Annotated in this window: 21 protein-coding genes, 1 other RNA gene and 1 pseudogene; 12 read left to right on the forward strand and 11 right to left on the reverse strand. The window is 40.5% G+C overall.

Translation table 11 applies throughout. From position 1 onward, the window contains the following. Positions 1–31: 31 nt before the first annotated feature. From HQQ94_RS09615 to ffs, 6 genes are all read left to right on the forward strand, one after another. A complete protein-coding gene (locus HQQ94_RS09615) occupies positions 32–700 on the forward strand; it encodes a hypothetical protein (RefSeq protein ID WP_173294215.1) in 669 nt (222 codons plus the stop codon). A 73-nt stretch (positions 701–773) separates the two neighbouring features. After that, positions 774–1,175, forward strand: coding sequence for a 3TM-type holin (locus HQQ94_RS09620; RefSeq protein WP_173294216.1), 402 nt, complete (start codon positions 774–776; stop codon positions 1,173–1,175). A 228-nt stretch (positions 1,176–1,403) separates the two neighbouring features. After that, positions 1,404–1,847 carry a hypothetical protein gene (locus tag HQQ94_RS09625; RefSeq protein WP_173294217.1) on the forward strand — a complete coding sequence of 148 codons (444 nt, stop codon included), beginning with the start codon at positions 1,404–1,406 and terminating at the stop codon, positions 1,845–1,847. A 275-nt stretch (positions 1,848–2,122) separates the two neighbouring features. Beyond that, complete coding sequence (locus tag HQQ94_RS09630) at positions 2,123–2,674, forward strand: pesticin C-terminus-like muramidase (RefSeq protein WP_254304035.1); 552 nt, start codon at positions 2,123–2,125, stop codon at positions 2,672–2,674. 195 nt (positions 2,675–2,869) lie between these two features. Continuing rightward, positions 2,870–3,184 carry a ComEA family DNA-binding protein gene (locus HQQ94_RS09635; protein WP_173294219.1) on the forward strand — a complete coding sequence of 105 codons (315 nt, stop codon included), beginning with the start codon at positions 2,870–2,872 and terminating at the stop codon, positions 3,182–3,184. Between the two features lie 166 nt (positions 3,185–3,350). Next, positions 3,351–3,447, forward strand: an RNA gene (gene ffs, locus HQQ94_RS09640) — signal recognition particle sRNA small type. A gap of 47 nt (positions 3,448–3,494) precedes the next feature. Here ffs and HQQ94_RS09645 read toward each other — a convergent pair. The 10 genes and pseudogenes from HQQ94_RS09645 to HQQ94_RS09685 all read right to left on the reverse strand — a co-directional run bounded on the left by HQQ94_RS09645 (position 3,495) and on the right by HQQ94_RS09685 (position 12,314). Continuing rightward, entirely contained in the window at positions 3,495–3,779 is a 285-nt protein-coding gene (locus HQQ94_RS09645; protein WP_173294220.1) for a late competence development ComFB family protein, read from the reverse strand. Between the two features lie 250 nt (positions 3,780–4,029). Continuing rightward, positions 4,030–4,698: a DUF2057 domain-containing protein gene (locus HQQ94_RS09650; RefSeq protein WP_173294221.1), complete on the reverse strand. Its 669-nt coding sequence runs from the start codon at positions 4,696–4,698 to the stop codon at positions 4,030–4,032. Positions 4,699–4,707: 9 nt separating this feature from the next. Next, positions 4,708–5,382 (reverse strand): primosomal replication protein, encoded by a 675-nt coding sequence (locus tag HQQ94_RS09655; RefSeq protein WP_173294222.1) that lies wholly within the window; start codon positions 5,380–5,382, stop codon positions 4,708–4,710. Further along, a complete protein-coding gene (locus HQQ94_RS09660; RefSeq protein WP_173294223.1) occupies positions 5,379–6,149 on the reverse strand; it encodes a TSUP family transporter in 771 nt (256 codons plus the stop codon). Before HQQ94_RS09660 ends, HQQ94_RS09655 begins: the two co-directional genes overlap by 4 nt. An 8-nt stretch (positions 6,150–6,157) precedes the next feature. Continuing rightward, positions 6,158–8,230, reverse strand: coding sequence for an ATP-dependent DNA helicase DinG (gene dinG / locus HQQ94_RS09665; protein ID WP_173294224.1), 2,073 nt, complete (start codon positions 8,228–8,230; stop codon positions 6,158–6,160). A gap of 415 nt (positions 8,231–8,645) precedes the next feature. Then, a complete protein-coding gene (locus HQQ94_RS09670) occupies positions 8,646–9,017 on the reverse strand; it encodes a DoxX-like family protein (protein ID WP_173294225.1) in 372 nt (123 codons plus the stop codon). 844 nt (positions 9,018–9,861) lie between these two features. After that, positions 9,862–10,020, reverse strand: a complete 159-nt coding sequence (locus tag HQQ94_RS09675; protein WP_173294226.1) for a hypothetical protein — start codon at positions 10,018–10,020, stop codon at positions 9,862–9,864. A 209-nt stretch (positions 10,021–10,229) separates the two neighbouring features. Further along, the gene (locus HQQ94_RS09680) at positions 10,230–11,261 is read right to left on the reverse strand and encodes a transposase (protein ID WP_173294227.1); all 1,032 of its coding nucleotides are present in this window, start codon (positions 11,259–11,261) and stop codon (positions 10,230–10,232) included. A 95-nt stretch (positions 11,262–11,356) separates the two neighbouring features. Then, positions 11,357–11,596, reverse strand: a pseudogene (locus tag HQQ94_RS22555) (alpha-amylase family glycosyl hydrolase); the annotation flags it as partial. 502 nt (positions 11,597–12,098) lie between these two features. Further along, positions 12,099–12,314 (reverse strand): hypothetical protein, encoded by a 216-nt coding sequence (locus HQQ94_RS09685; protein ID WP_173294228.1) that lies wholly within the window; start codon positions 12,312–12,314, stop codon positions 12,099–12,101. A 505-nt stretch (positions 12,315–12,819) separates the two neighbouring features. On the opposite strand from HQQ94_RS09685, the gene HQQ94_RS09690 reads away from it, so the two are divergent. From HQQ94_RS09690 to ndk, 3 genes are all read left to right on the forward strand, one after another. Further along, positions 12,820–15,240 carry a DNA polymerase II gene (locus tag HQQ94_RS09690; protein WP_173294229.1) on the forward strand — a complete coding sequence of 807 codons (2,421 nt, stop codon included), beginning with the start codon at positions 12,820–12,822 and terminating at the stop codon, positions 15,238–15,240. 232 nt (positions 15,241–15,472) lie between these two features. Next, positions 15,473–16,663 carry a porin gene (locus tag HQQ94_RS09695; RefSeq protein WP_173294230.1) on the forward strand — a complete coding sequence of 397 codons (1,191 nt, stop codon included), beginning with the start codon at positions 15,473–15,475 and terminating at the stop codon, positions 16,661–16,663. A gap of 432 nt (positions 16,664–17,095) precedes the next feature. Continuing rightward, positions 17,096–17,527, forward strand: coding sequence for a nucleoside-diphosphate kinase (gene ndk / locus HQQ94_RS09700; RefSeq protein ID WP_173294231.1), 432 nt, complete (start codon positions 17,096–17,098; stop codon positions 17,525–17,527). A gap of 108 nt (positions 17,528–17,635) precedes the next feature. Here the strand turns inward: ndk and dusC are convergent, their stop codons facing one another. Next, the gene (gene dusC / locus HQQ94_RS09705; protein ID WP_173294232.1) at positions 17,636–18,574 is read right to left on the reverse strand and encodes a tRNA dihydrouridine(16) synthase DusC; all 939 of its coding nucleotides are present in this window, start codon (positions 18,572–18,574) and stop codon (positions 17,636–17,638) included. 239 nt (positions 18,575–18,813) lie between these two features. On the opposite strand from dusC, the gene HQQ94_RS09710 reads away from it, so the two are divergent. The 3 genes from HQQ94_RS09710 to HQQ94_RS09720 all read left to right on the forward strand — a co-directional run bounded on the left by HQQ94_RS09710 (position 18,814) and on the right by HQQ94_RS09720 (position 21,096). Then, positions 18,814–19,179: a hypothetical protein gene (locus HQQ94_RS09710; protein WP_173294233.1), complete on the forward strand. Its 366-nt coding sequence runs from the start codon at positions 18,814–18,816 to the stop codon at positions 19,177–19,179. A 334-nt stretch (positions 19,180–19,513) separates the two neighbouring features. Further along, entirely contained in the window at positions 19,514–20,350 is an 837-nt protein-coding gene (locus tag HQQ94_RS09715; RefSeq protein WP_173294234.1) for a DUF692 domain-containing protein, read from the forward strand. After that, a complete protein-coding gene (locus HQQ94_RS09720) occupies positions 20,350–21,096 on the forward strand; it encodes a DUF2063 domain-containing protein (protein WP_173294235.1) in 747 nt (248 codons plus the stop codon). The genes HQQ94_RS09715 and HQQ94_RS09720 overlap by 1 nt, the downstream gene beginning before the upstream one ends. Positions 21,097–21,375: the final 279 nt, after the last annotated feature.

Genomic DNA, 21,375 nt, shown 5'->3' on the forward strand with positions numbered 1-21,375 from the left:
ATTTTATCTGTAGCACTAAAGAGGCGCTGATATGACAATACATGATAGTGAACACTTATGTTCGGACTGCCAAAAACCGTTAACAGGTTTTGACTATGCCAATGAGACACATCATCAAGCTTGCCAACCTGATTGGCATTGTGATGATGATCATGACGGTGATAATGAAACACTAGAAGATATTATTCATCTTCAAAAAAACAATCTTGATTATTATCAACTTCTTAGTGTTAATTCTGAACAAAATCAAGTTGCAGAAGAATTAGCCGAGTTACAAGCGGTTGATTTTAATTTACAAATGAAAATACGGCTTTTGATGGAGACGGCTCGTGATGAGTTATGTCAGCATGGTTTTCATACTGGTATCTCTGAGGATACCTTAACGTTTGGCGATAGCGAGGTTAGGTATGTAGTGGGGTTAACCTTGCATATGGCAGATATACCAGCCAGTGATGGCAGTTTAGTCAGCCAAAGTATGCAATCGAGTAATGTTATTCGTTTTTACCGAGTGGCGCAGCGAGGGGATATTGAATGTCAGTTCAGCAATAGCAAGATACAAAGTAGGATTTTTCCTATTAACTTTAATCATGATAATGAGGAATGTGAACATGAATATTCACAAGGTGTATCGGCAATTATTCAAGATTTTATTCGTTATATTTTACTGAGTAGACGCGTAGAAATTATGAGTCTTATTTGAGCTCTTTTTGGGGTGTAGGTGATTTGTTAGGGCAACCTACTGTAACTGGTATAAATCATTTAGGATTGATGTCATGAGCGGATTTTTATCACGAATATTTTCTATGGGGACAGCAGAGCCGATCGCAGCCATTGGCACAGTATTAGATGATTTATTTACCAGTGACGAAGAGACACTGAGTTTACATATTGTCAAACAACGGCTGTCACAGAAACCGGCCTTAGCACAAGCCGAAATTAATAAAGTGCAGGCGGGACATCGCTGTTTATGGGTTGCTGGCGCCCGTCCTTTTTTAATGTGGGTGTGCGGTTTAGGTTTTTTATTTGCCTTTGTGATCAACCCTATGCTGCAGTGGTTATTACCTGAGTTTGGTACGCCAGAATTACCTTTAGATGTTATGACAGAATTAACCTTGGCCATGCTAGGCTTGTCTGGATTAAGGACGGTGGAAAAACTCAAGGGGATCAGCAAATAAAGTGGAGTAACACGACAATAAATTAATTCTGCACTACATAAGCCAAAAGCGTAATCATCGTGTTTCAGTGGTACTTATTTTATATTTTATTGACTCACATCCTGATCTATTTTCACTTTTTTTATTAAAGGCACTTTTATGTTTGCAATAAACGTTCACTTTAAAAGTAATTTAATCAGTCGGTCACTATGTTTAATCTCTATTATTTTTCTCAGTTCATTGGAGGTTATGGCACCTGAGAAAATAATAGTAGAACCAAGATCATCAGCGATAAATCAAACTATGTACTTTGATGAGGACATTAGCGATGGATCCGATGATTGTTTCAGCAGTAACATGGGACGTCCTTGTTACCTAGAAACTTATAGTAATACTTTTGATAATCAGGAGGATAAGTACGCTACATTACACTCTAGAACACCAAATTTAAGCTTACGATCCAAAGAACTGCTGGTCGATCATAAAAACAGCATGTTGACGCTAGTGACTGGTGGCCATATTTTTTATCATCGTTCAATGAATCTGAATATGGTGTATAGCCCGCTTATCTTGACCGATGATGAAAGGACATTTTTAGCGCTGGATATTTCACAGCCGCTCCCCGTTAACATACAAAAGCAGACTTATACTCAAACCACGTCAAAATGCAGCATCCAGGATGTCGAGAAGTGACAGAGTTCGAGGGGGTAATTGCCCCTGCATAATCTCCCTTTTTCTATCTGATCCATACCATTACGGTGATGTGTTAGTGCTATCAACAAGGGAGTAACCATGCTCTTTATTATAGCTTTATTCAGCCATCTTATGGGGACTCAGAAGCGATCACCTTGAAGTGGCGTGGGTATATTCAGTTTTATTTACTACCCTGACTTTAATCTCAGCAGGTCTCACTCCTTGGGGTGAGGTGGCTCATTCAATATCTATTCACCATGGTTAAGGAGCACTCAATGATAGATTTTGTTTTTATAGAAGCTTTAGAAGGAAATACGGGCACAGCTTATGTACCCGATCCAGATAATAGCCATTCAGGAGTGACTATAGGCTGTGGATTTGATCTCGGCGCTCGCTCTTGCAGTGAACTGGAAGTCGCATTTTCTCCCGCGCTTACGGGCAAACTCACTCCCTATGTGGGCCTTAAAAAACATCAAGCGGTTAAAGCATTGCAGAGGCTACCGTTAATTTTGAATGACGCAGAAGTCTACAGTGTGAATGCTTATGCTAAATGCGAGGCTGTCACGAGATTAAATTTACAGTGGCAAAGATCAGCGGCGTGCATTGCTTTTGACAAATTACCCATACCTTGTCAGACGGTGATAGCATCTGTGGCATTTCAATATGGCGATTTGGCAAGGAGAACACCCCATTTTTGGCAGCAAGTCACAAGGGGAAGTTGGTCTGCTGCTTTAGATAACTTACAGAATTTTGGTGATAACTATCCCAGTCGTAGGAAAAAAGAAGCAGCGTTATTAAAAGCTTGGTTAGATAACAGCGTAGTATGATCCTAGTTTGACGCCTTAATGTGATAATCCATGTTAAAACCCTTAACGCTTATTGCTGCCAATAATAATTAGAAATTTTTAATATTAATTATTGGCAAGAATTGAGGGCTTGCTCTACATTTGTTTAGTGGCTAAGGGACAATGGACTGATAGCCATTTTTAGTAATGGATTAACTCAATTAAGGATAAATCTCCATGAAAAATCGTATTATGTTCGGTGTTATGTTTGCGGCTGTATTGTCATTGAGTGCTAATGCTGCGCAACTAGTTGAAGATAACTCAAATGTTAATCAAGCCACACTGATGGCCAATCAATCCCACAGTATTAATATTAATACTGCTGGTGTGGAGGAATTAGTGCAATTAAATGGAATAGGGGAGGTTAAAGCTCAAGCGATTGTTGAATTCCGTCAGCAACACGGGCAGTTTTCGGCCATTGAAGAACTTGAAAAAGTTAACGGTATTAGTGCTAAATTGGTTGAGAAAAATAAAGCCATGATTATGTTGTAGTCTGATTAAGCCCTTAAATAACGAAAATAGGGTTATTTTGATTATAGAATCAGCAGTTGAATGGTATCTTAGCCTATATGGTGTTTAAGGGCTTGATTGAGAGCCGAGCTTGGTAGATAATGCTCAGCGTTCGAAGGGATAAATCCTAACGAAAGCAATGGTGACCTTAGGGTCCCCCCGCAATGATAACTTGTGAACTCGGCCAGGCCCGGAAGGGAGCAACCGCAACAGGCGACTCATGTGCCGGGGTGTGGCTCTAGGGAAACCTCCAATTATCCTAGTACATCAATAATGTAAGTCATTAACCCTTTCATACTACATCATTTTTTTCCATTTCTTTATGTAAATTAGCCTTGAGAAAAGCACGTGATTTTTCCAATGCTACTTGAATTTCTGTTTTCATTTGTTCTATTTCGTTATATTCTTCAAAAAAATAGGCGTCTACTAAGTGACGTATATACCTGACAGGAAGTTGATTGAGTGTCACGCAACACAGATCTGCGAGGAACTCCTCAGGTAGTTCATCAAGTAATCCTTCATCTGATATGAGTTCCATTAATAAAATTTCGTAGTAATTGCGGATCTCTAGCTGCATATGCATGCTCCCTGATTGTTGTTATTTACGGCAATCTTGTATGTGGTGATATTTCTACGGTATTTAGTTTGCTACTATAATGATTTTTGAGCAATAAAAATATTTGCCATGTTATTGATTATTCTAGTGCCTGTTGGTGATAATACCAATGGATATTATGATGTGAGCATTTAGTGCTGCTAAGACAGTGGGACACAATGTCGACTAATAATTGTCGACATGGATGATAGCTGCCTAAACCGGCGTGACGTTATAGCTGTTTTATTGCCCAGCTCATAAATTCTTTTCTTGTTTTAGGATCGGCATGTGACCACCAATATTGCAGCATTTGCTCTGATTGAAGTGCTTTGTTGACTTGGGTACCGGTTATTGCGTCCATCGGTGCTGCTTTACTGACAGGTGCGGTGACAGACGCCATCATCGTTGCTTTGGTGGTAGTATTGATAAGGTTGGTTGCATTTTGGCTGGTTCCTCCCCCGAATAAATGATTAACAAATGAGTCTTCGGTAAAATCTGTTTGTTTAACGGAGTAATTCACCGTACCAGAATCATTGCGGGTGATCACAACTTGGGGCGATTTAGCAAAAGAGACGGGGTGTTTTATCACCTCACCATCAGCCGCTGTTAATGTGTAATGGTGATCGCCATCTACCGTTAAGGTAATAATAAAAGGTGATGATTTAATAAAGCTTTCAGCGTCACTAAAATCATCTTGTATCAGATCATGGTAGCGGATCGCGATTTTATGATTGCCATTTTCAAGCTCGATATCTGATTGATGGCTAAACAAACTTGATGCTATTTTTGTTCCGTCTACTGCAAGGTATTCGAACGACATCGGTATATGTAGACTGGCAGCAAGTACTGAAGAGGAACTGAGTAGTGCGATGATGGCGGTGATTGGCATAACTGATTTCATTGTTGTTCCTTAACGATTAAAACGTCTGTATGTATGTGTTTGAGGGCGCTCAAAGGCTTGTATACGCTCTTCAATGTAGCTAATTGCTTGTCGACATTTACCTAAACGGCGGTGAACAAGTAAAATCTCATTTTGCATGTTAATTTTGTCAGTACTATGACAGCTATCGAGTTTGGATTGCAAATTTTGAATTTTTTGTTCGAATGTTTTTACCCAATTTAAATGTTTGTTTAATTCTTCGTAGAGTTGATGGCTATTTTGCATGACGCCAGCAGCTATCCAATTAAAGCCACTGTCATTATGTGATTGATGCCGACGCTGCTGGGCTTTTGCGATACGCATTTTTTTCTGTTGTTCTGCTGATTTGGCATCTAAAGATGTGGTTGCCATTGCTCGTTTTACTGCGGTGAATCTGTCTTGAATACGTTGACAGCTTAAGAGGATAGTATTGGGTGATATCTTATTGTTGATCAGTTTTTCTAGTTGCTGAATACTTTTATTAATCTGATTAATACAAGAAGATAGCTCTGCACCTGTTTGTATAAAAAGCGTATCGTTAAAACGCTCTGTATCTTGTAGCAAACGTTGCTGTCCTTTGGGGAGTTTAGCGTCATGCTGGAGGACTTCTTGTTCCAGTAGCTTCTGCTGTACTCGTAATCGTTTGAGTAATTCACTTGTTGTCACCAGGCGCCCCACGCTAAGTTAACGGCAATAAGAAGAACAATAACCGTAAATACAGGGCGAATAAATTGCACCCCAAATTTGATGGCTGAACGCGCACCAATAAACGAGCCTATCATCATGCATACCCCCATAGATAAACCGAGGATCAGGTCGACTTGACCTAGTGCAAAAAAGATCACTAGCGAGGTTAAATTACTGATAAAGGTCATTGTTCTGGCTAAACCACAACTATAGAGTAGTGGTTGATGATAATAGTGGGTACTGGTGATGGTCCAAAAAGCGCCAGTACCAGGACCGGCAAAGCCATCATAAAATCCCAAAGTGAAGCCTAGTAACCATTGTTTTAAACGGCTAGCGGCTTTTTTGAGAGGAACATACTGTGTACAGCCCATGGCATTAGGGGTGCACAGGGTATAAATCGCAATCGTAATAATGAGCAGCGGCAATACTTTTTCCAGCCATTCTTTATTAATGTAATGCACTAACAATGTACCACTGACCGCGCCTAAAAACGTGGCGATGAAGCTGTGATACCATAAACTTGGAGAGAAAAAATTTTGCCGATAATAGGTCAATGCAGCCATGGATGAGCCAAAGCATGCTGCCAGCTTATTGGTACCTAAAGCTAAATGGGGGGGAATACCTAAGGTTAGCAGTGCTGGGATCGACAATAAGCCTCCACCACCAGCAACGGCATCAATAAACCCTGCGATTAAGCCTATGGCAGTAATAATAGCCCAAGCATTAGGCTCTAACAGTAGCTCCAAAAGTACTCCTACTCTATTACACGGCGAAAAGGAGGCAAAGCATCGAGCAATGATTTGCCATATCTTTTACTCACCAGTCGTCTGTCTAAAATGGTGATGCGGCCGTAATCTTGCTCTTTGCGTAGTAATCTACCACAGCTTTGAATTAATTTGCGTGATGCATCTGGAATCGTCAGTTGTAAAAAAGGGTTTCCGCCTTTGATTTTGATGTACTCAGCATGGGCTTGTTCTACTGGGGAGGTCGGTACCGCAAAGGGGAGCTTAGTAATGATTAAATTGGTTAAGTAGTCTCCGGGTAGATCGAGTCCCTCAGAGAAACTGCCTGTGCCAAAAATGATACTGGGTTCATTGTTGTCACATCGCAGCTTATGTTTAGTGAGGATCTCTTGTCTGGAAGCAGTGCCTTGGATCTGCAGAGCGGTTTTAATTTTGTTTTCGACAAGGTCGGTGACTTTTTCCATTTGCCAATACGATGCAAATAGCACTAAGGTTGCTTGTTCTCCATCAACTAAGGTGATGATTTGCTCTGCTAATTCTTCAGTGTATTTGTCATCTGTGGGTTCAGTGTTCATTTTTGGTAAATACAGGGTTGCATTTTGTTTAAAATCGAAGGGAGAATCTAAGGCTAAAAAGCGACTTCCATCATTAATTGAAAGGCCTACTTGTCGAGTAAAGTGATCAAAATTATTTAATGCTCTTAAGGTCGCACTGCACAACACTACACCAGCGGCTTTATCCCATAGTAGTTTTTCCAGCATAAAACCGACTTCGATTGGGGATGCATTAAACAGATAATCGAGTTGTTTACCAGTGATCAATTCTATCCAACGTGCCATAGGCGCACCTTTAGCATTATCGACTTTGGCCATCATTTTCCATAGCTTTTGAAGATTTTCTAACCGCTGTAACATAAAGCCAGTTTCAGATAACAAGGGCTCAGCTTGCTGCTTGGGAATATCGCCATCTTTTATGGCTTCAGCCAGTAAGGTTTGCATTTTATTAAACTGTTTGAGTGCCTTGGTCGATGTGGTAGCCAGCTCTTCAGCTTGGCTTAACAGGCCTTCAGGTAGTTTTCCGTGCTCGAAACGGAACCGATTTTCTTGATTATCGAATCGGGCTGTTTGGCTATCACAGTAGTGCGCAATGAGAGTTAACTGGGCGGTTAAATCAGTAATGTGATCGTGCATCGCTTGTACTGGTGCGATAATATTGTTGGTTTTTATTTGAGTTTGTAGCTTGCTGCTGGTTTTATCTATTTTTTCAAGCCATTCGATGGCCCCTCTTAATGTTGACTGGGCACTGGAAAAATCTCTGGCAACTTTGGGTAAGTGATGGGCTTCGTCGATAATATAATACAGTTCTTCAGGATCGGGCAAAATCACCCCACCGCCCAATTCAAGATCGGCGAAGAGTAAGCTGTGGTTAGCGATGAGCACATCCCAAGTGTCGATGTCTTCACGGGCTTTATGGAAGGGACAATGCCTGTGACTGGCTAATTGTTTATGGCAGCTGTGTTTATCACAGGCTATTTGTTGCCAAAGATGGTCGGGCAGTTGCTCTGGTAATGTGTCACGCTCGCCGTTCCACTTCCCTTCGTGGTATTGCTTAAACAAAGATTGTAATAGTACTATCTGGCTATTGTCGGGTTTGGTCTGCCACATGGCCATTTGGGTACCATCATCAGGCCCGGTTAACAGCTGTAACTTTGAAAGACAGACATAACGTTGGCGACCTTTGACTAACCCAAAAGTAAAGTTTAACTTTGACTGGGCAAGAAAAAACGGCAGATCTTTGTGGAGTAATTGTTCTTGCAAGGCGACGGTTGCCGTGGCAATACAGACCTTTTTTTTATTGGCCAATGCTAAAGGTATTGAACCCAATATGTAAGCCAAAGATTTACCAATACCCGTCCCTGCTTCTACTACGATAATTCGCCTCTGCTTATCGTATTCGCCCGCCAATGTTTTTGATATCTCTGCGACAATATAATTTTGTTCTCGCCTGGAACGAAAATCAGGTAGTGCGGCAGAGATACCTTTGTATATCGTGCGAATTTGAGTTTTTACATCAGCAGGTAACATGCGCATACTATGAGAGAGAAATAGAGCTGTACATAATAACAGTCTTTTTTAATATTGCATGCTTTTTAATGGCGATAACCTTTTGGGGTTATTCAGGGAGGGGGAGTTGGATCTGATGTTTGATTGACTTAATACCAATGGCATTAAATATATGATCAATTCAGAGGCTCTCAAACTTTTCAATTCAAGGCGCATTGAGGAAAGAATGCTTGTATCCCTTGTGCATCGATGCAAAGTCGAAGTGGAATGTTTGAGCGCCTATATATAGGACGGGTTTCAAAGCCCTACATTGGACTTCCTTGAGTAAGCTAACGCCCTATTAATCGCCAAATGTAGTTGGCTAAAATGTTGAGATCCGAAAACAGCCAACTGTATGTTTTTCCACTTTAATAGATTGTTATACATACAATTTACACTACTGACGAGTAGGTGATTTACCTAATAATATAAAGCTTAAACCAATTAGTGGAATATTAGTTGTTACCGGGTTAAAGGCTCCGACCAAAAGCTGAGGTTGTAAAACAGCAACAAAAAACAGTAAACCAATTAGACCTGCAACATTTAACATAACAACCGTACGGTTGTTATAAAATATGATAAATATTAAACCAAAGATCAGCTCGCCAAGACCTACTGATTTAGTGATTAAATAAGACATTTCGTCAGAAAAACCTAAGCTAGCAGTCATTGCTTTTTCTAACGGAGCAATATGCAATAATTTTGGGAAAATACCGTGGTAAAGCCAACTAAACCCAATAATGTATCGTGCAATTTGTTCAGATGACACCTGACACTTCCTTGTATGTATAACGCCAGCTTAAGCGGGCTAAAATAGTTGGCTAAAATTGTGAACGGAGTGAAACTGCCAACTGTTTTTTGTCCGTTTGAACGCCTTGTGTACGCCCAGCATGGGCATGAACTCATGAGGTGACTTTCTATTATACATAAGCTTTGTAGGAAGATCACCGTTACTCTTTCTAAAAGAGAATAACTTACTGTTATTAAACGTTAACGATTAGCGAATGGCAAGGGCTTAGCCGCGAGGCTTGGTCTGAAGGACTGATATGTTGCTCCTGCAATATCTGCATTTCCACCATCCTTGGTGGTCAAGCCGCTAGCCCTATTAAGGATTAAAGAGTGCGAGCTGATGAACAAGAAGATCATATGAGGCGTAGGCTAGAGGGATACAGCAAGCATTGAGTAATGAAAAGCTTGAAGTAATGGTTAAGAAAACGGGGTTATGTTCACTAAGAAATGGATGGATCGCAGTTCACTCGGAACAAAGAAGTTAGCAAGAAAGTTGAAGTTAGGACATTTTATTGTTGAGTTCTAGCCATGAACCGCCCTCGGTTCTGGCATCCTCGGTAACAGCTCCCTGCGTTACTCTACCTCCTAAATCTGACTTCCAAGGAAAGGACGAAATGTTTTATTTTGTAGGAAAAAAATAGACCATTTAGTCGTGTGCGGAGCGGCATGCAGGGTGATGTGGGGGCTGGACACCTCCGGCTACCCGTATATGAACAAAAATTGGTTAACTTGTCGGCTAACAAGTTTCAAATATCTTTTTTATTGGGTTCATTTAACTGGTTTGGTGTTTAGTCGGCTTGCTGATCACTATAGCAATATTGGTGTTAATTGCTTGCAGCAGGCTGATGTGCAGATACTTCTGCGGCACGCTGTGAATACTTCCATGTAAGCTCGACGATGGCATCTGATGTGAATGGATTCACAAATGCCGTGATAACAGGGATGTTATAGAACGGCCATGCCACCAACGGCCGCAGCTTCATCTACACCTGCTCTTATCAACAAGAGTAAAGCAAAGCATGGTTTCTTCGATTGATATTTTATGGTTGCTGACTCGATTATGGACAGTTATTAGTTAGAGCTGAGACTCTAATTAAACTGACATTGATTAGAAAAAGTACCTTGGTTTATTCGGAACCCCTAATTATTTCCAAGTATTTGTAGATGATTGCTCGATTTCAGTGATATACGACTAAGGCGAGGGGTGAAGTGCATCGCTACTGGCCTTACCTTTGCACCATTGACCACTGTGATGCTGTCTTTTGAAGGCACACATGGCATCCCAGCGACCACTAATACCACTGTATTGGCGGCGAAACTCTTTTGCTGAGGTGATCCAGACATCGGATGAGATACCAAGTTCATCAAGTAATTTAGGACGACTTGAGTCGATGAACCCTCTTTTGTCTGGCCTAATTGCTCTGCCAGTCCAATCGATAAGTTGTAAATAATCACAGAAATTAAATGGGATCCCTGATTGAGGTGCTAAATGAGCAGCACCATCAAATTGGACAAGGGGGTTGAGTCGCTCACTCGAGGTGAGTTCTGATGTATCATCATTTGGTTTAGTGTCTTTATCAGGTGTGTTTAGCGTGTTAATGCGCTCCTGAATAGACGTATAATCAGAAGCTTGCAGTGTGTCGGCAATTCCCGCTCTAATAGGGTTTAAATCAACATACATCATGCAGGCGAGTAGTGCTTGTTCATCAAGTAGAGCTTGTGACTTAAAGCGCCCTTCCCAGAAAGCCCCTTTACACTCATCTTCACGGTTGGACCTACGGGCAATCTCTTCGTTTAGGCAGCGCATAAACCAGGATATGCTAGATAAACGCTCGTGCCACTCAGTCAGTAAACCATCAAGAAGTATTCGCTCTCCTTCAATCAAAGCGTCACCATTCATGTATTTAGTGGCTACATCATGGCCCTTGGTAATCTGGCACCATCGGGTAATTATTTCACGGTGGCTCAAAGACTTGGCTTTATCCATGTCAATGTTAAGTACTAAATGGTAGTGATTGTTCATTACCGCATAAGCGCATATATCAATACAAAATATGTTCGAAAGCGCTTTGATTTTATCGACAATCCAGCCGCGACGATGCTCATAACTTTTCCCAGTGAGCTTATCTTCCCCACATAGGTAGGCCCTTCTTACACAACGATTTATTATGTGATAAAACGGCGTTGATTCTGCATCAATGAGGGTTCTTCTAGCTGACGTCATGATCGTTATCCTGAACAATACATAGTTGAGGTAACTTAAAGGCTAGTAGAGGATATGCTAAAGCACAAAAGATATGGCTGTCCCGTCTTTCTTCTTATGTCAATGTTAAGTACTAAATGGTAGTGATTGTTCATTACCGCATAAGCGCATATATCAATACAAAATATGTTCGAAAGCGCTTTGATTTTATCGACAATCCAGCCGCGACGATGCTCATAACTTTTCCCAGTGAGCTTATCTTCCCCACATAGGTAGGCCCTTCTTACACAACGATTTATTATGTGATAAAACGGCGTTGATTCTGCATCAATGAGGGTTCTTCTAGCTGACGTCATGATCGTTATCCTGAACAATACATAGTTGAGGTAACTTAAAGGCTAGTAGAGGATATGCTAAAGCACAAAAGATATGGCTGTCCCGTCTTTCTTCAGTTTCAACAATAGTCAACACAAACTCCTAGAGATATAACAGCTTATTGATTAGCAGCAGGATAACCTCCTGCTTTCTTGTAAGTTTCTTCGCCAAAATATCACTTGTAAGTGTTTGTTGTAAATATATTATGTAACAAAAAAATACAGGTTAAATATGACAATTTAGCAGATAAAAAAGATGCATAGGTGTTTACGAGGTCTGCATAGCACTTTTATATAGATATTACAAACCATTGATAATAAAGAGTTAATGTTTGGCAGTTAGTATTATCGATGGGCGTTGTTGCCTAAACATATAATCATCCGAAATTAGGGTGTAAACAGCATAAAATCTTGAAAAAATGAATGCTGAAAACAACTGACGCATGAAACATGCATGCCTTCGTTGCTCCGAGCAACAATGATTTTAGGTTGTGCTTTTAGGAAACAACGCCTTATCGATGCGCCAATCCAACGATTTATGCATCTTTTTCATAGCAATTATCTCAACTTCAGTTATACCTGTATATAAATAAAAAAAAGATGGGACAGGCATAACTTTGTCTTGCTTGAAATAACGTGTGTAGATGCGGCTGCGAGCTTCCAAAACAAGGCCGGAAATGTTCCTTACATTTCTAGGCATTTCCCACATCCTTGTGAGTCAGACGTTTTGGCAGAGCTCACTGGCCTATTCAGTTCCATACTGAATTAGGCATTTCCACCGTCCGTGGCGGTCAGATGTACTTGCAGCGTGCCACAAAAGTACCTACACAGATCCCGCTGAGCAAGCGATAGATAACCCTGAAGGTTCGACCTTCAACAACCCGAATAGATACCAACTCAACTAGAAGCTCAAATTTAACTAACAAAATGAACTATTGTGAAAATATGGCCTTTATTCGAAGACTAGCTAATTTTGAGGCAAAAATAAGTTAGTAAGCTCACCCTTAAACCTTAAATAAAATAGACGCGTTTTGCCCTAAGATGACTCTGAAACAAGCATGTTGACGTGACTTGATCATCAAACATAAACTTACCCGGTCGTTTGCTATTATACTGTACATAATAACAGTAATTGATTAGGCTTAGTGACACAATGTTGAGTTTATTGAATCAAATAAGCTCAGACTTTACTGTGAGTGTGGGTAATGAGTACAGAAGTATCGCTTCAAATCAGTGTTAAAGGCAGAATACTATCACGGCATGTGGTCCAACAGTCTGGATCTCTGTGGCTACATTACTACATTAACACAATCGCTGGGCCAATATTAGTACAAATACCTAATGCTGAATACCTGTGCTTTTGTGCTACATCTACCTTAGATAGGCTGCTTAGTGCATCAGATCTGACCACAATACGCACTAAACCATTAGCATTGAAAAATTTCGATCTCAATAATGTGACCGCACTTTATTGTTCATCACGGCAGAGTTTTAGAAACTTGACTCGAGCAAGTGTTGATCTTGCCATCCCTTTGTATGAAGCTGATATTCGTCCAGAACATCGATACTTGATCGAGCGATATATTGCGTTAGATGTTGAGTTTATTGGTGAGTATGCATCTAATCATCAACAAGATTTACCAATATTGATTGGCAATAGAGCCCGTAAAGCTGAGTTAACGATGCCGTTAAAAGCCATTTCATTGGATTTTGAATGTCGCTTTGATGGTGAGCTTTATTCAGTGGGCTTATACGGGAAAAGTGGGGACACTGCTTACCAGAAAGTCATGATGATTGGCGTTGCGCCTAATATTTCACATCACTCATGCCTTGGCACTGAAGATTTGCAGCAGGCAAGAGAATATGTCGAGTGGGTGGCCGATGAAAGATCACTCATTTTGCAATTGATAGCCTGGTTTCATGAGTATGATCCCGACATCATTATAGGCTGGGCAGTGGTCACTTTTGATCTGGCGTTATTGTATCGTAGGGCAAAGGCGCTTGGGATCAAGTTAAGCATTGGCAGAGGTGGGGCTGAACTAGGCTGGAAGGTGGCGGACAAATTTAGACCTGAGTCACTTTCGTTGCCAGGGAGAGTGGTCTTAGATGGGATCGATTGGCTTAAGGCCGCGTTTTATCGATTTGACAATTTTTCGCTTGAATGTGTGTCGCAATCCTTGCTTGGCGAAGGTAAAGCTATTCATAGTGTGGAAAATCGTGTTGATGAAATTAACGATCTGTTTGTACACGATAAGTTAGCACTTGCCCATTACAATTTGACTGATAGTCGTTTGGTGTGGGATATTTTTACGCATACTCAGTTGTTTGAGTTTGCCATTGAACGCTCTCGACTCACCGGTTTGGAATTGGGACGGGTAGGGGGCTCTGTTGCCGCTTTTAATAATTTATACTTGCCACATTTGCATCGAGCAGGCTTTGTTGCGCCAGCCATGGCATCAACTCAAGGAGTTGCCAGCCCAGGTGGTTATGTGATGGACTCATTACCTGGCTTATACCAAAACATCATCGTGCTTGATTTTAAAAGTCTCTATCCTTCCATTATCCGCACCTTTCTTATTGATCCTAAAGGATTGATACAAGGGCTATCAATGCCTGAACTTGATACAGTTAACGGTTTCTTAGGTGGTAAATTTAGTCGGCAAGATCCTATTTTACCTCAGTTAATCAAAAGCTTATCGGCACATCGTGAGCAGGCAAAGTGTGAACGTAATGGGCCTTTATCGCAAGCGATTAAGATTATTATGAATTCCTTTTACGGTGTATTGGGCTCTAATGGCTGTGTATTTCATGATACCAGATTGGCGAGCTCTATTACGCTAAGAGGTCATGAGATCATGAAGCAAACCAAGGTATGGATTGAAGCGCAGGGATATAAAGTGATCTACGGCGACACCGATTCTACGTTTGTCTGGTTAGGAGATAGTGAGCCTGCGCTCGATGTTGATAGCATTGGCCAGAGACTTGTTAAAGGCATTAATCAGCAGTGGCAGCAAAAACTCAGGGAGACAATGAATATTGAGTCTTTTTTAGAGCTTGAATATGAATCTCATTATGAGCAATTTTTCATGCCGACATTAAGAGGCTCTCTAAAGGGATCAAAAAAACGTTATGTTGGTGCTTTTACTCAGTCTGATGGCGAGTTAGCTTTGGTGTTTAAAGGGATGGAGCAGGTTCGAAGTGACTGGAGTCCTCTGTCAAGACGAGTGCAAGAAGTGTTGTATTATCGATTGTTCTCCAAACAAGATGTGACTGCTTTTTTACAGGAAGTGATAACCGATTTATTGGCAGGCAAACTTGATAGTGAACTGGTGTTTTCAAAAACATTGCGTAGAGATATTATCGATTATACCGCCAAGTCGTCACCTCATGTGAAAGCAGCTCAAATTCAATATGAATTATCAGGTCAAGAAAGATGGTCAAAAAAAGGGGCCAGAATTGACTATTTAATGACAGTTGATGGGGCAGAGCCTGCCTTTTATCGGCAAGCCAATATCGATTACCAGTATTACATTGATAGGCAGCTGGGGCCGATAGCCGATCCCGTGTTGAGTATTTTAGGAGACAGCTTTTTTAATATGACATCTAAACAATTGACGTTAATATAAATAATATTATGTTTCTTTTGTGTTTTCAATTTGTTTTATTTTGGTTTTAATGTTGATGGTATTTAGTTTTTTTGGATGGTTATCGGGTAAAAAGCCGTATTTTTATGATTTTCTGCTTTGAGTACAAGATGATCTTTTGTTAATCTCGCTTCGAAGTTGGAAAGTAAAAAAAGACAACGGAATGATCACAATAAAAAATAAGCAGACTGAAAACATTAAGGTTAGATATCAGATGAAAAAAACACTATTAGCATCGGCTTTAGCAGCGGTTATATTTGTCCCGACAGTTTCGGCTATCGAGATCTATAAAGACGACAAAAACACTGTTGCGATTGGCGGTTGGATGGATGCGCGCATCATTAACACCCAAGGTGAAACCAACGTCATGAACGGTTCATCACGCATTAACTTTGCGTTTAACCGCGATATGGGTAATGACTGGCAAACATTCACTAAGTTTGAATGGGCAGTAAATCCATTTGGCACGAGTGAAATCGTATACGGCAGTGACAGTAAAATTTCGTATGAAAACGATGAATTTTTTACTAATCGCCTTGGTTATGTTGGGCTTTCTCATGATAAATACGGCTCATTGGCGATTGGTAAGCAATGGAGCTTATGGTATCTTGACGTCGTAGGTGCAACTAACTTAGTTAACACGTGGGATGGTAATGCGTCTGGTACTTACACCTACAATAAAGGTGATGGCTCTGTGAACGGTACAGGTCGTGGTGATAACACGGTACAGTATCGTAATAGCATTGGCGATTTTGGCTTCGGGCTACAAGTGCAGTTAAAGCATGACGAAGCGACATTGGGAGCAGATGGGGGTCTTGATGGCACTAATAATGGTCCTTTTGAAGGATTGCGTATTAATGCTGACAGTATAGAGCGCATAGAATTCAATCAAACGATTGGTGGCTCTGTAACCTACGCAGCAACAGATAAATTAACCTTAGCCGCTGGTTTTAACCTTGGTGAGTTCGAGGCGACACAACGTTCTGGTGAAGAAATTTCAGAAACCGATTCTATTTATGGCCTTAGTATGACATGGGGCGGGTTCGAGCAACCAGGTTTTTACGCTTCTGTCAATATTAACCAAAATGAGTTCCATGACACCGATAACATAGGCCGTATCATGCCTGATGCCGTTGGTCTTGAATCATTGTTCACTTATAAATTTGATAATGGTCTTAAGCCTATCTTTGGTTATAACTACCTAGAAGCGGGTGATGATTATGAAGCTCGTTATAATGACGGTAAATTTAAGCGTCAGTTTATTCTAGTGGGTCTTCACTATGTCTGGGATGATCAGACTATGCTTTACCTCGAAGGACGTAAAGACATGAGTGATTTTAATGAACTTAACGATACACCAGATGAAGATGATGGCGTTGCTATCGGTATAAGATACTACTTGTAATTTCATTACTCAGGTAATGTTAAAACGCCCTCTTGAGGGCGTTTTTATTTTCTGTTGTCCATTCCCTATTTAGCAACTTGTGATGATCCCATTCATTGTTTGTAATGAAAGAGTCCTAGTGGCAATACGGCATGTTGGCACGGTGAAATAGGGATATTGTCAATATCTGTTGAATTAACGTGTTCATCTGTAAGTTTTTTATTTTATTGTTGGGTTTTACGTGGCTTAGGATATTTAATACCAATTGCATTAAATATATGATCAATTCAGAGGCTCTCAACCTTTTCAATTCAAGGCGCATTGATGAAAGAATGGTTATTGCCTTGTTCTTAAATTCAAATCACATTATCCTGTTTTTAAAGGTAGGATTTTGATTGATAATTTCGTATAATCCGCGCAAATCAAACCCTGTTTATTAAAAGGAAGCTTTTCATGGCTATCGAACGTACTTTTTCTATCATTAAGCCTGATGCTGTTGCTAAAAACAACATCGGTGCTATCTATAACCGTTTTGAAACTGCTGGCCTGAAAATCATTGCATCTAAAATGGTTCACTTGAGCCAAGAGCAAGCTGAAGGTTTTTATGCTGAGCATAGCGAACGTCCTTTTTTCGGTGCACTTGTTGCGTTTATGACATCTGGCCCTATTGTGGTTCAGGCACTTGAAGGCGAAAATGCTGTTCTAGCTCACCGTGATATTTTAGGTGCGACTAACCCAGCTGACGCAGCACCTGGTACCATTCGTGCTGATTTCGCACAAAGCATTGATGAAAACGCTGCACATGGCTCAGACTCTGTGACTTCAGCTGAACGTGAGATTGCTTATTTTTTCAGTACTGAAGAGCTTTGCCCACGTACTCGTTAATTTTTGTCGAAGATAGCGTGAGATAAAAAGGAGCCAATGGCTCCTTTTTTTATTATCTGCACTGCCAATCATCAGCAGCATCTTTAAAAGGGTTTTAAGGTCAGCGTGTTAATGTTCTGCTTCGCTTTTAAGTAGGGCTAAAATATCAGGGGTTTTCTTCATCACACGCACTTGTAAGAATAGGGCTTCAGCTTCAGCATAATGTTTCACCATAAACTTGAGCCACTGTTTAATTCTCGCTGGGTAATATTTTTCTTTTACACTGACGATTTCATAATGGGAATAGTGCAATAGTAATTGCATCACTTCATTCCAAGGCATCATTGCTTGGTTCGTTTTGATCACATGAGCCAAATTAGGCACTGCGAGCGCTCCTCGTCCGACCATGACATCATCGCATCCGCTTGTCGCTTTGCAGTTTAGATAATCTTGGTGACACCAGACTTCGCCATTTGCAATGACGGGGATGGATATCGATTCACGTATGAGATTAATATAATCCCAGTGTGCTGGCGGTCGATAGCCCTCTTCTTTGGTTCTGGCATGAACCGTCAGTTCAGTTGCACCTGCCGATTCGATAGCTTGTGCGATTTCAACGCAGCGGCTTTTATCGTCCCAGCCTAATCTAATCTTGGCTGAAACAGGGTGTGACAAAGGTACGGCTTCCCTTACGGCTTGAGTCACCTTATAGATTGTTTGTGGCTCTTTGAGTAATGCCGCGCCGCCATTGCTCCTGTTTACCGTCGGAGCCGGACAGCCATAATTGAGATCGACCCCTAAAGAGCCTAACTCTATTGCTCTTATTGCATTTTCAGCCATCCAATTAGGATGCTGGCCTAACAGTTGCAGTCTAACTGGCGTCCCAGCTTTGGTTTTACTACCATGGGCTAATTCGGCACAAAGGCGATAAAAAACTTTTTCAGGTAAAAGTTGATCAACGACGCGAATAAATTCACTGATCACAAGATCATAGCCGCCCACTTGAGTTAGCAGTGAACGCATTGGGGCATCGGCAACGCCTTCCATTGGAGCAAGTATTACACGCATTAATTTTTTCTTATTTGAAATAACATGGCTTATTAGCTGTACTGATTGAATCGGGGTATTTTACCTTAAGGCATTCTGGGATACAAAAGCTATAATCATTGAGTGTATTGATCATGAATAAAATTTTTACATAAAAAATGAAATTAAATTGAAACGTGTCGGGTCTTTTAATGTAGGCCAGCTGACAAGCATGTCGTTGGCATCTAAAACAACTTACATGAATACGGAAGGAAATAATTATGAATTTAGTTAAAAAAACTGTTGTTGCTGCTGCCTTAGGTACTGTTGTTATCGGTTCTGCATATGCAAGTCAAGCTCAAGCTAACCCATTTGGGTATAGTCAGATGGACGCTGGGTACCAACTTGTTGATGGCGAAGGTAAGTGTGGTGGCGATATGAAGAAAGATAAAGAGGGCAAGTGTGGTGAAGGGAAATGCGGTGAAGGCATGAAAAAAGCTAAGGAAGGTAAGTGTGGTGAAGGGAAATGCGGCGAAGGCATGAAAAAAGCTAAGGAAGGTAAGTGTGGTGAAGGTAAATGTGGCGAAGGCATGAAAAAAGCTAAAGAAGGTAAGTGCGGTGAAGGTAAATGTGGCGGTGATAAATAAATTATCTCGTATGAGATGATGCAGCAATGCGATATGGTATACCCAAGCCACCTCAAGATACAGGATTGATCATGTCGAGAAGTGACCGAGTTCAATGGCGTTAATTGTTCCTGCATTAACGAAGAAATAGGTTACTTATCGCCATTCCCTGCGTGAGTTCAATCACTGCCTTATTCAGGCATATTATGATGACTCTGAAACGAGCATATTGAAGTGGCTTGAGTAGATATCAATAAGGCCAGTTAAGCTGGCCTTATTTGTTTGTAAAAGATTGTTTTTTGATATGAATATTGTTGCTCCCAAGGTGAGTTCGATTTTTATTTAGGAGGTGAGCATGAGTGAGCATGCCAAAGTAGGGCTGGGTCTTAGGCGTGAAATGCTGGATGAGTTTTGTCAGTCTGTTCCCGAAGAGATTCATTTTTTTGAGGTGGCGCCAGAAAACTGGATGACGTTAGGGGGCAAATATGGACGTCAGTTTAAGCAGCTAACGCAGAGGCATGATTTTTTTTGTCACGGTTTATCACTTTCCATTGGTGGGCCATCTCCACTTGATGTGCCATTTGTAAAAAATATAAAATCCTTTATGGATGAGCATAATATTTCCGTTTATTCCGAACATTTAAGTTACTGTTCTGGCTCTGGGCACATGTATGATTTGATGCCGATCCCATTTACCGAAGAGGCAGTTCATTATGTAGCAAAACGGGTTAAGCAGGTTGAGGATATTTTAGAACGCTCGTTAATTCTTGAAAATGTGTCTTTTTATGCCGCACCTGGTGCACAGATGTCAGAGGTCGAATTTGTTACAGCTGTACTCAATGAAGCAAATTGTAAGCTTTTACTTGATGTGAATAATATCTATGTGAATTCGATTAATCATCAATATGATGCGAGTCAGTTTTTACGCGCGATGCCAACAGAGCGAATTGAGTATTTACACATAGCGGGTCATTATGAAGAGGATACCGATCTAATCGTTGATACTCATGGTGCTGATATCGTGTCACCGGTATGGGCGTTATTGGCAGAATGCTATGAGATCCATGGTGTGTTCCCCACTTTATTAGAACGGGATTTTAATATTCCAGAGACGCATATTTTACTTAACGAAATTAATAAAATTGCTCAATACCAACAAACGCATCTTGGGGCTATCTCAAGGAGGGCATAATGAGTTTTGTACAGATCCAGCAATCGTTTGTTGATTACATCAAACAAGTCTCCTTCGAATTACCCAATGGGACAGATGCACGAAGAATGAAGGTGTATCGAGAATTATTTTTTAATAATGTAGAAGGCTTTGTTTCCGGTGCTTTTCCTGTATTGAAAACGTTATATAGCAGTGATAATTGGTTAGTGTTAGTGCAAACCTTTTTTGCAAAACATGATTGTCAAACACCAATATTTATTGAAATAGCTCAAGAGTTTTTAACTTTTTTGCAAACAGAATATGAATTTAATGCTCATGATCCAGTATTCATGTTGGAGCTTGCACATTATGAATATATGGAATTAGTGGTTGCAGTAGCACAAAAAAATCCCCAACATAGACCAATAAATGGCCCTATTATCAGTCAATGTATCTGCTTATCAGATACATCAAGAGTGTTACAATATACATTCGATGTACAGCATATTAGTCATGAATATCGCCCTGATATACCAGGCGAGTTACCGCAGTTTTTTTGTCTCTATCGAGATGATGAAGATGAAGTCATCTTTTTACAACTAACACCATTATCAGCTCAGGTATTGGGATTTTTATCTCAATATGAAGCAATTAATTATGATGATTTAAATGTTTGGTTAGTCAATAGCTATCCCGATATGGAAAAAAGTGTCCTAGAGCAAGGGGCTTTACAGTTATTAGATGATTTGGCTGATAAAGGCGTTGTTAAGCAATTTATTCCCAATTAACCATGATTATCGATAGTGATTGATGGGGAGAAAGAGCGAGCAGGCTTTCTATCTTATGCGCTTCTCTTTATAATGGTATAAAATTGATCTAGGTCAATAAGTTGTTGTGTATTATTGTGAGGAAGTTATGAGTCAGCCGTTTAAAGATCCGTTTAACATATTTTATTTTATTGGTTTTGTTCTTGTGTTGTTACTGCCCACTTTACCCGCGACATTATCATGGTTAAAGTTTAGCGGTTTGCTCTAATTTCAATGGAGCGATCATGTATACTAAACACT

This window comes from Shewanella sp. VB17 (genome assembly GCF_013248905.1).
Classification (GTDB): Bacteria; Pseudomonadota; Gammaproteobacteria; order Enterobacterales; family Shewanellaceae; genus Shewanella.

Excerpts from the sequence above, each read along its gene's own strand:
- HQQ94_RS09615 (WP_173294215.1), top strand. The coding sequence starts at position 32 with ATGACAATACATGATAGTGAACACTTATGTTCGGACTGCCAAAAACCG.
- HQQ94_RS09620 (WP_173294216.1), top strand. The coding sequence starts at position 774 with ATGAGCGGATTTTTATCACGAATATTTTCTATGGGGACAGCAGAGCCG.
- HQQ94_RS09625 (WP_173294217.1), top strand. The coding sequence starts at position 1,404 with ATGGCACCTGAGAAAATAATAGTAGAACCAAGATCATCAGCGATAAAT.
- HQQ94_RS09630 (WP_254304035.1), top strand. The coding sequence starts at position 2,123 with ATGATAGATTTTGTTTTTATAGAAGCTTTAGAAGGAAATACGGGCACA.
- HQQ94_RS09635 (WP_173294219.1), top strand. The coding sequence starts at position 2,870 with ATGAAAAATCGTATTATGTTCGGTGTTATGTTTGCGGCTGTATTGTCA.
- HQQ94_RS09645 (WP_173294220.1), bottom strand. The coding sequence starts at position 3,779 with ATGCAGCTAGAGATCCGCAATTACTACGAAATTTTATTAATGGAACTC.
- HQQ94_RS09650 (WP_173294221.1), bottom strand. The coding sequence starts at position 4,698 with ATGAAATCAGTTATGCCAATCACCGCCATCATCGCACTACTCAGTTCC.
- dinG (WP_173294224.1), bottom strand. The coding sequence starts at position 8,230 with ATGTTACCTGCTGATGTAAAAACTCAAATTCGCACGATATACAAAGGT.
- HQQ94_RS09675 (WP_173294226.1), bottom strand. The coding sequence starts at position 10,020 with ATGAAGCTGCGGCCGTTGGTGGCATGGCCGTTCTATAACATCCCTGTT.
- HQQ94_RS09680 (WP_173294227.1), bottom strand. The coding sequence starts at position 11,261 with ATGACGTCAGCTAGAAGAACCCTCATTGATGCAGAATCAACGCCGTTT.
- HQQ94_RS09685 (WP_173294228.1), bottom strand. The coding sequence starts at position 12,314 with ATGCCTAGAAATGTAAGGAACATTTCCGGCCTTGTTTTGGAAGCTCGC.
- HQQ94_RS09690 (WP_173294229.1), top strand. The coding sequence starts at position 12,820 with ATGAGTACAGAAGTATCGCTTCAAATCAGTGTTAAAGGCAGAATACTA.
- HQQ94_RS09695 (WP_173294230.1), top strand. The coding sequence starts at position 15,473 with ATGAAAAAAACACTATTAGCATCGGCTTTAGCAGCGGTTATATTTGTC.
- ndk (WP_173294231.1), top strand. The coding sequence starts at position 17,096 with ATGGCTATCGAACGTACTTTTTCTATCATTAAGCCTGATGCTGTTGCT.
- dusC (WP_173294232.1), bottom strand. The coding sequence starts at position 18,574 with ATGCGTGTAATACTTGCTCCAATGGAAGGCGTTGCCGATGCCCCAATG.
- HQQ94_RS09710 (WP_173294233.1), top strand. The coding sequence starts at position 18,814 with ATGAATTTAGTTAAAAAAACTGTTGTTGCTGCTGCCTTAGGTACTGTT.
- HQQ94_RS09715 (WP_173294234.1), top strand. The coding sequence starts at position 19,514 with ATGAGTGAGCATGCCAAAGTAGGGCTGGGTCTTAGGCGTGAAATGCTG.
- HQQ94_RS09720 (WP_173294235.1), top strand. The coding sequence starts at position 20,350 with ATGAGTTTTGTACAGATCCAGCAATCGTTTGTTGATTACATCAAACAA.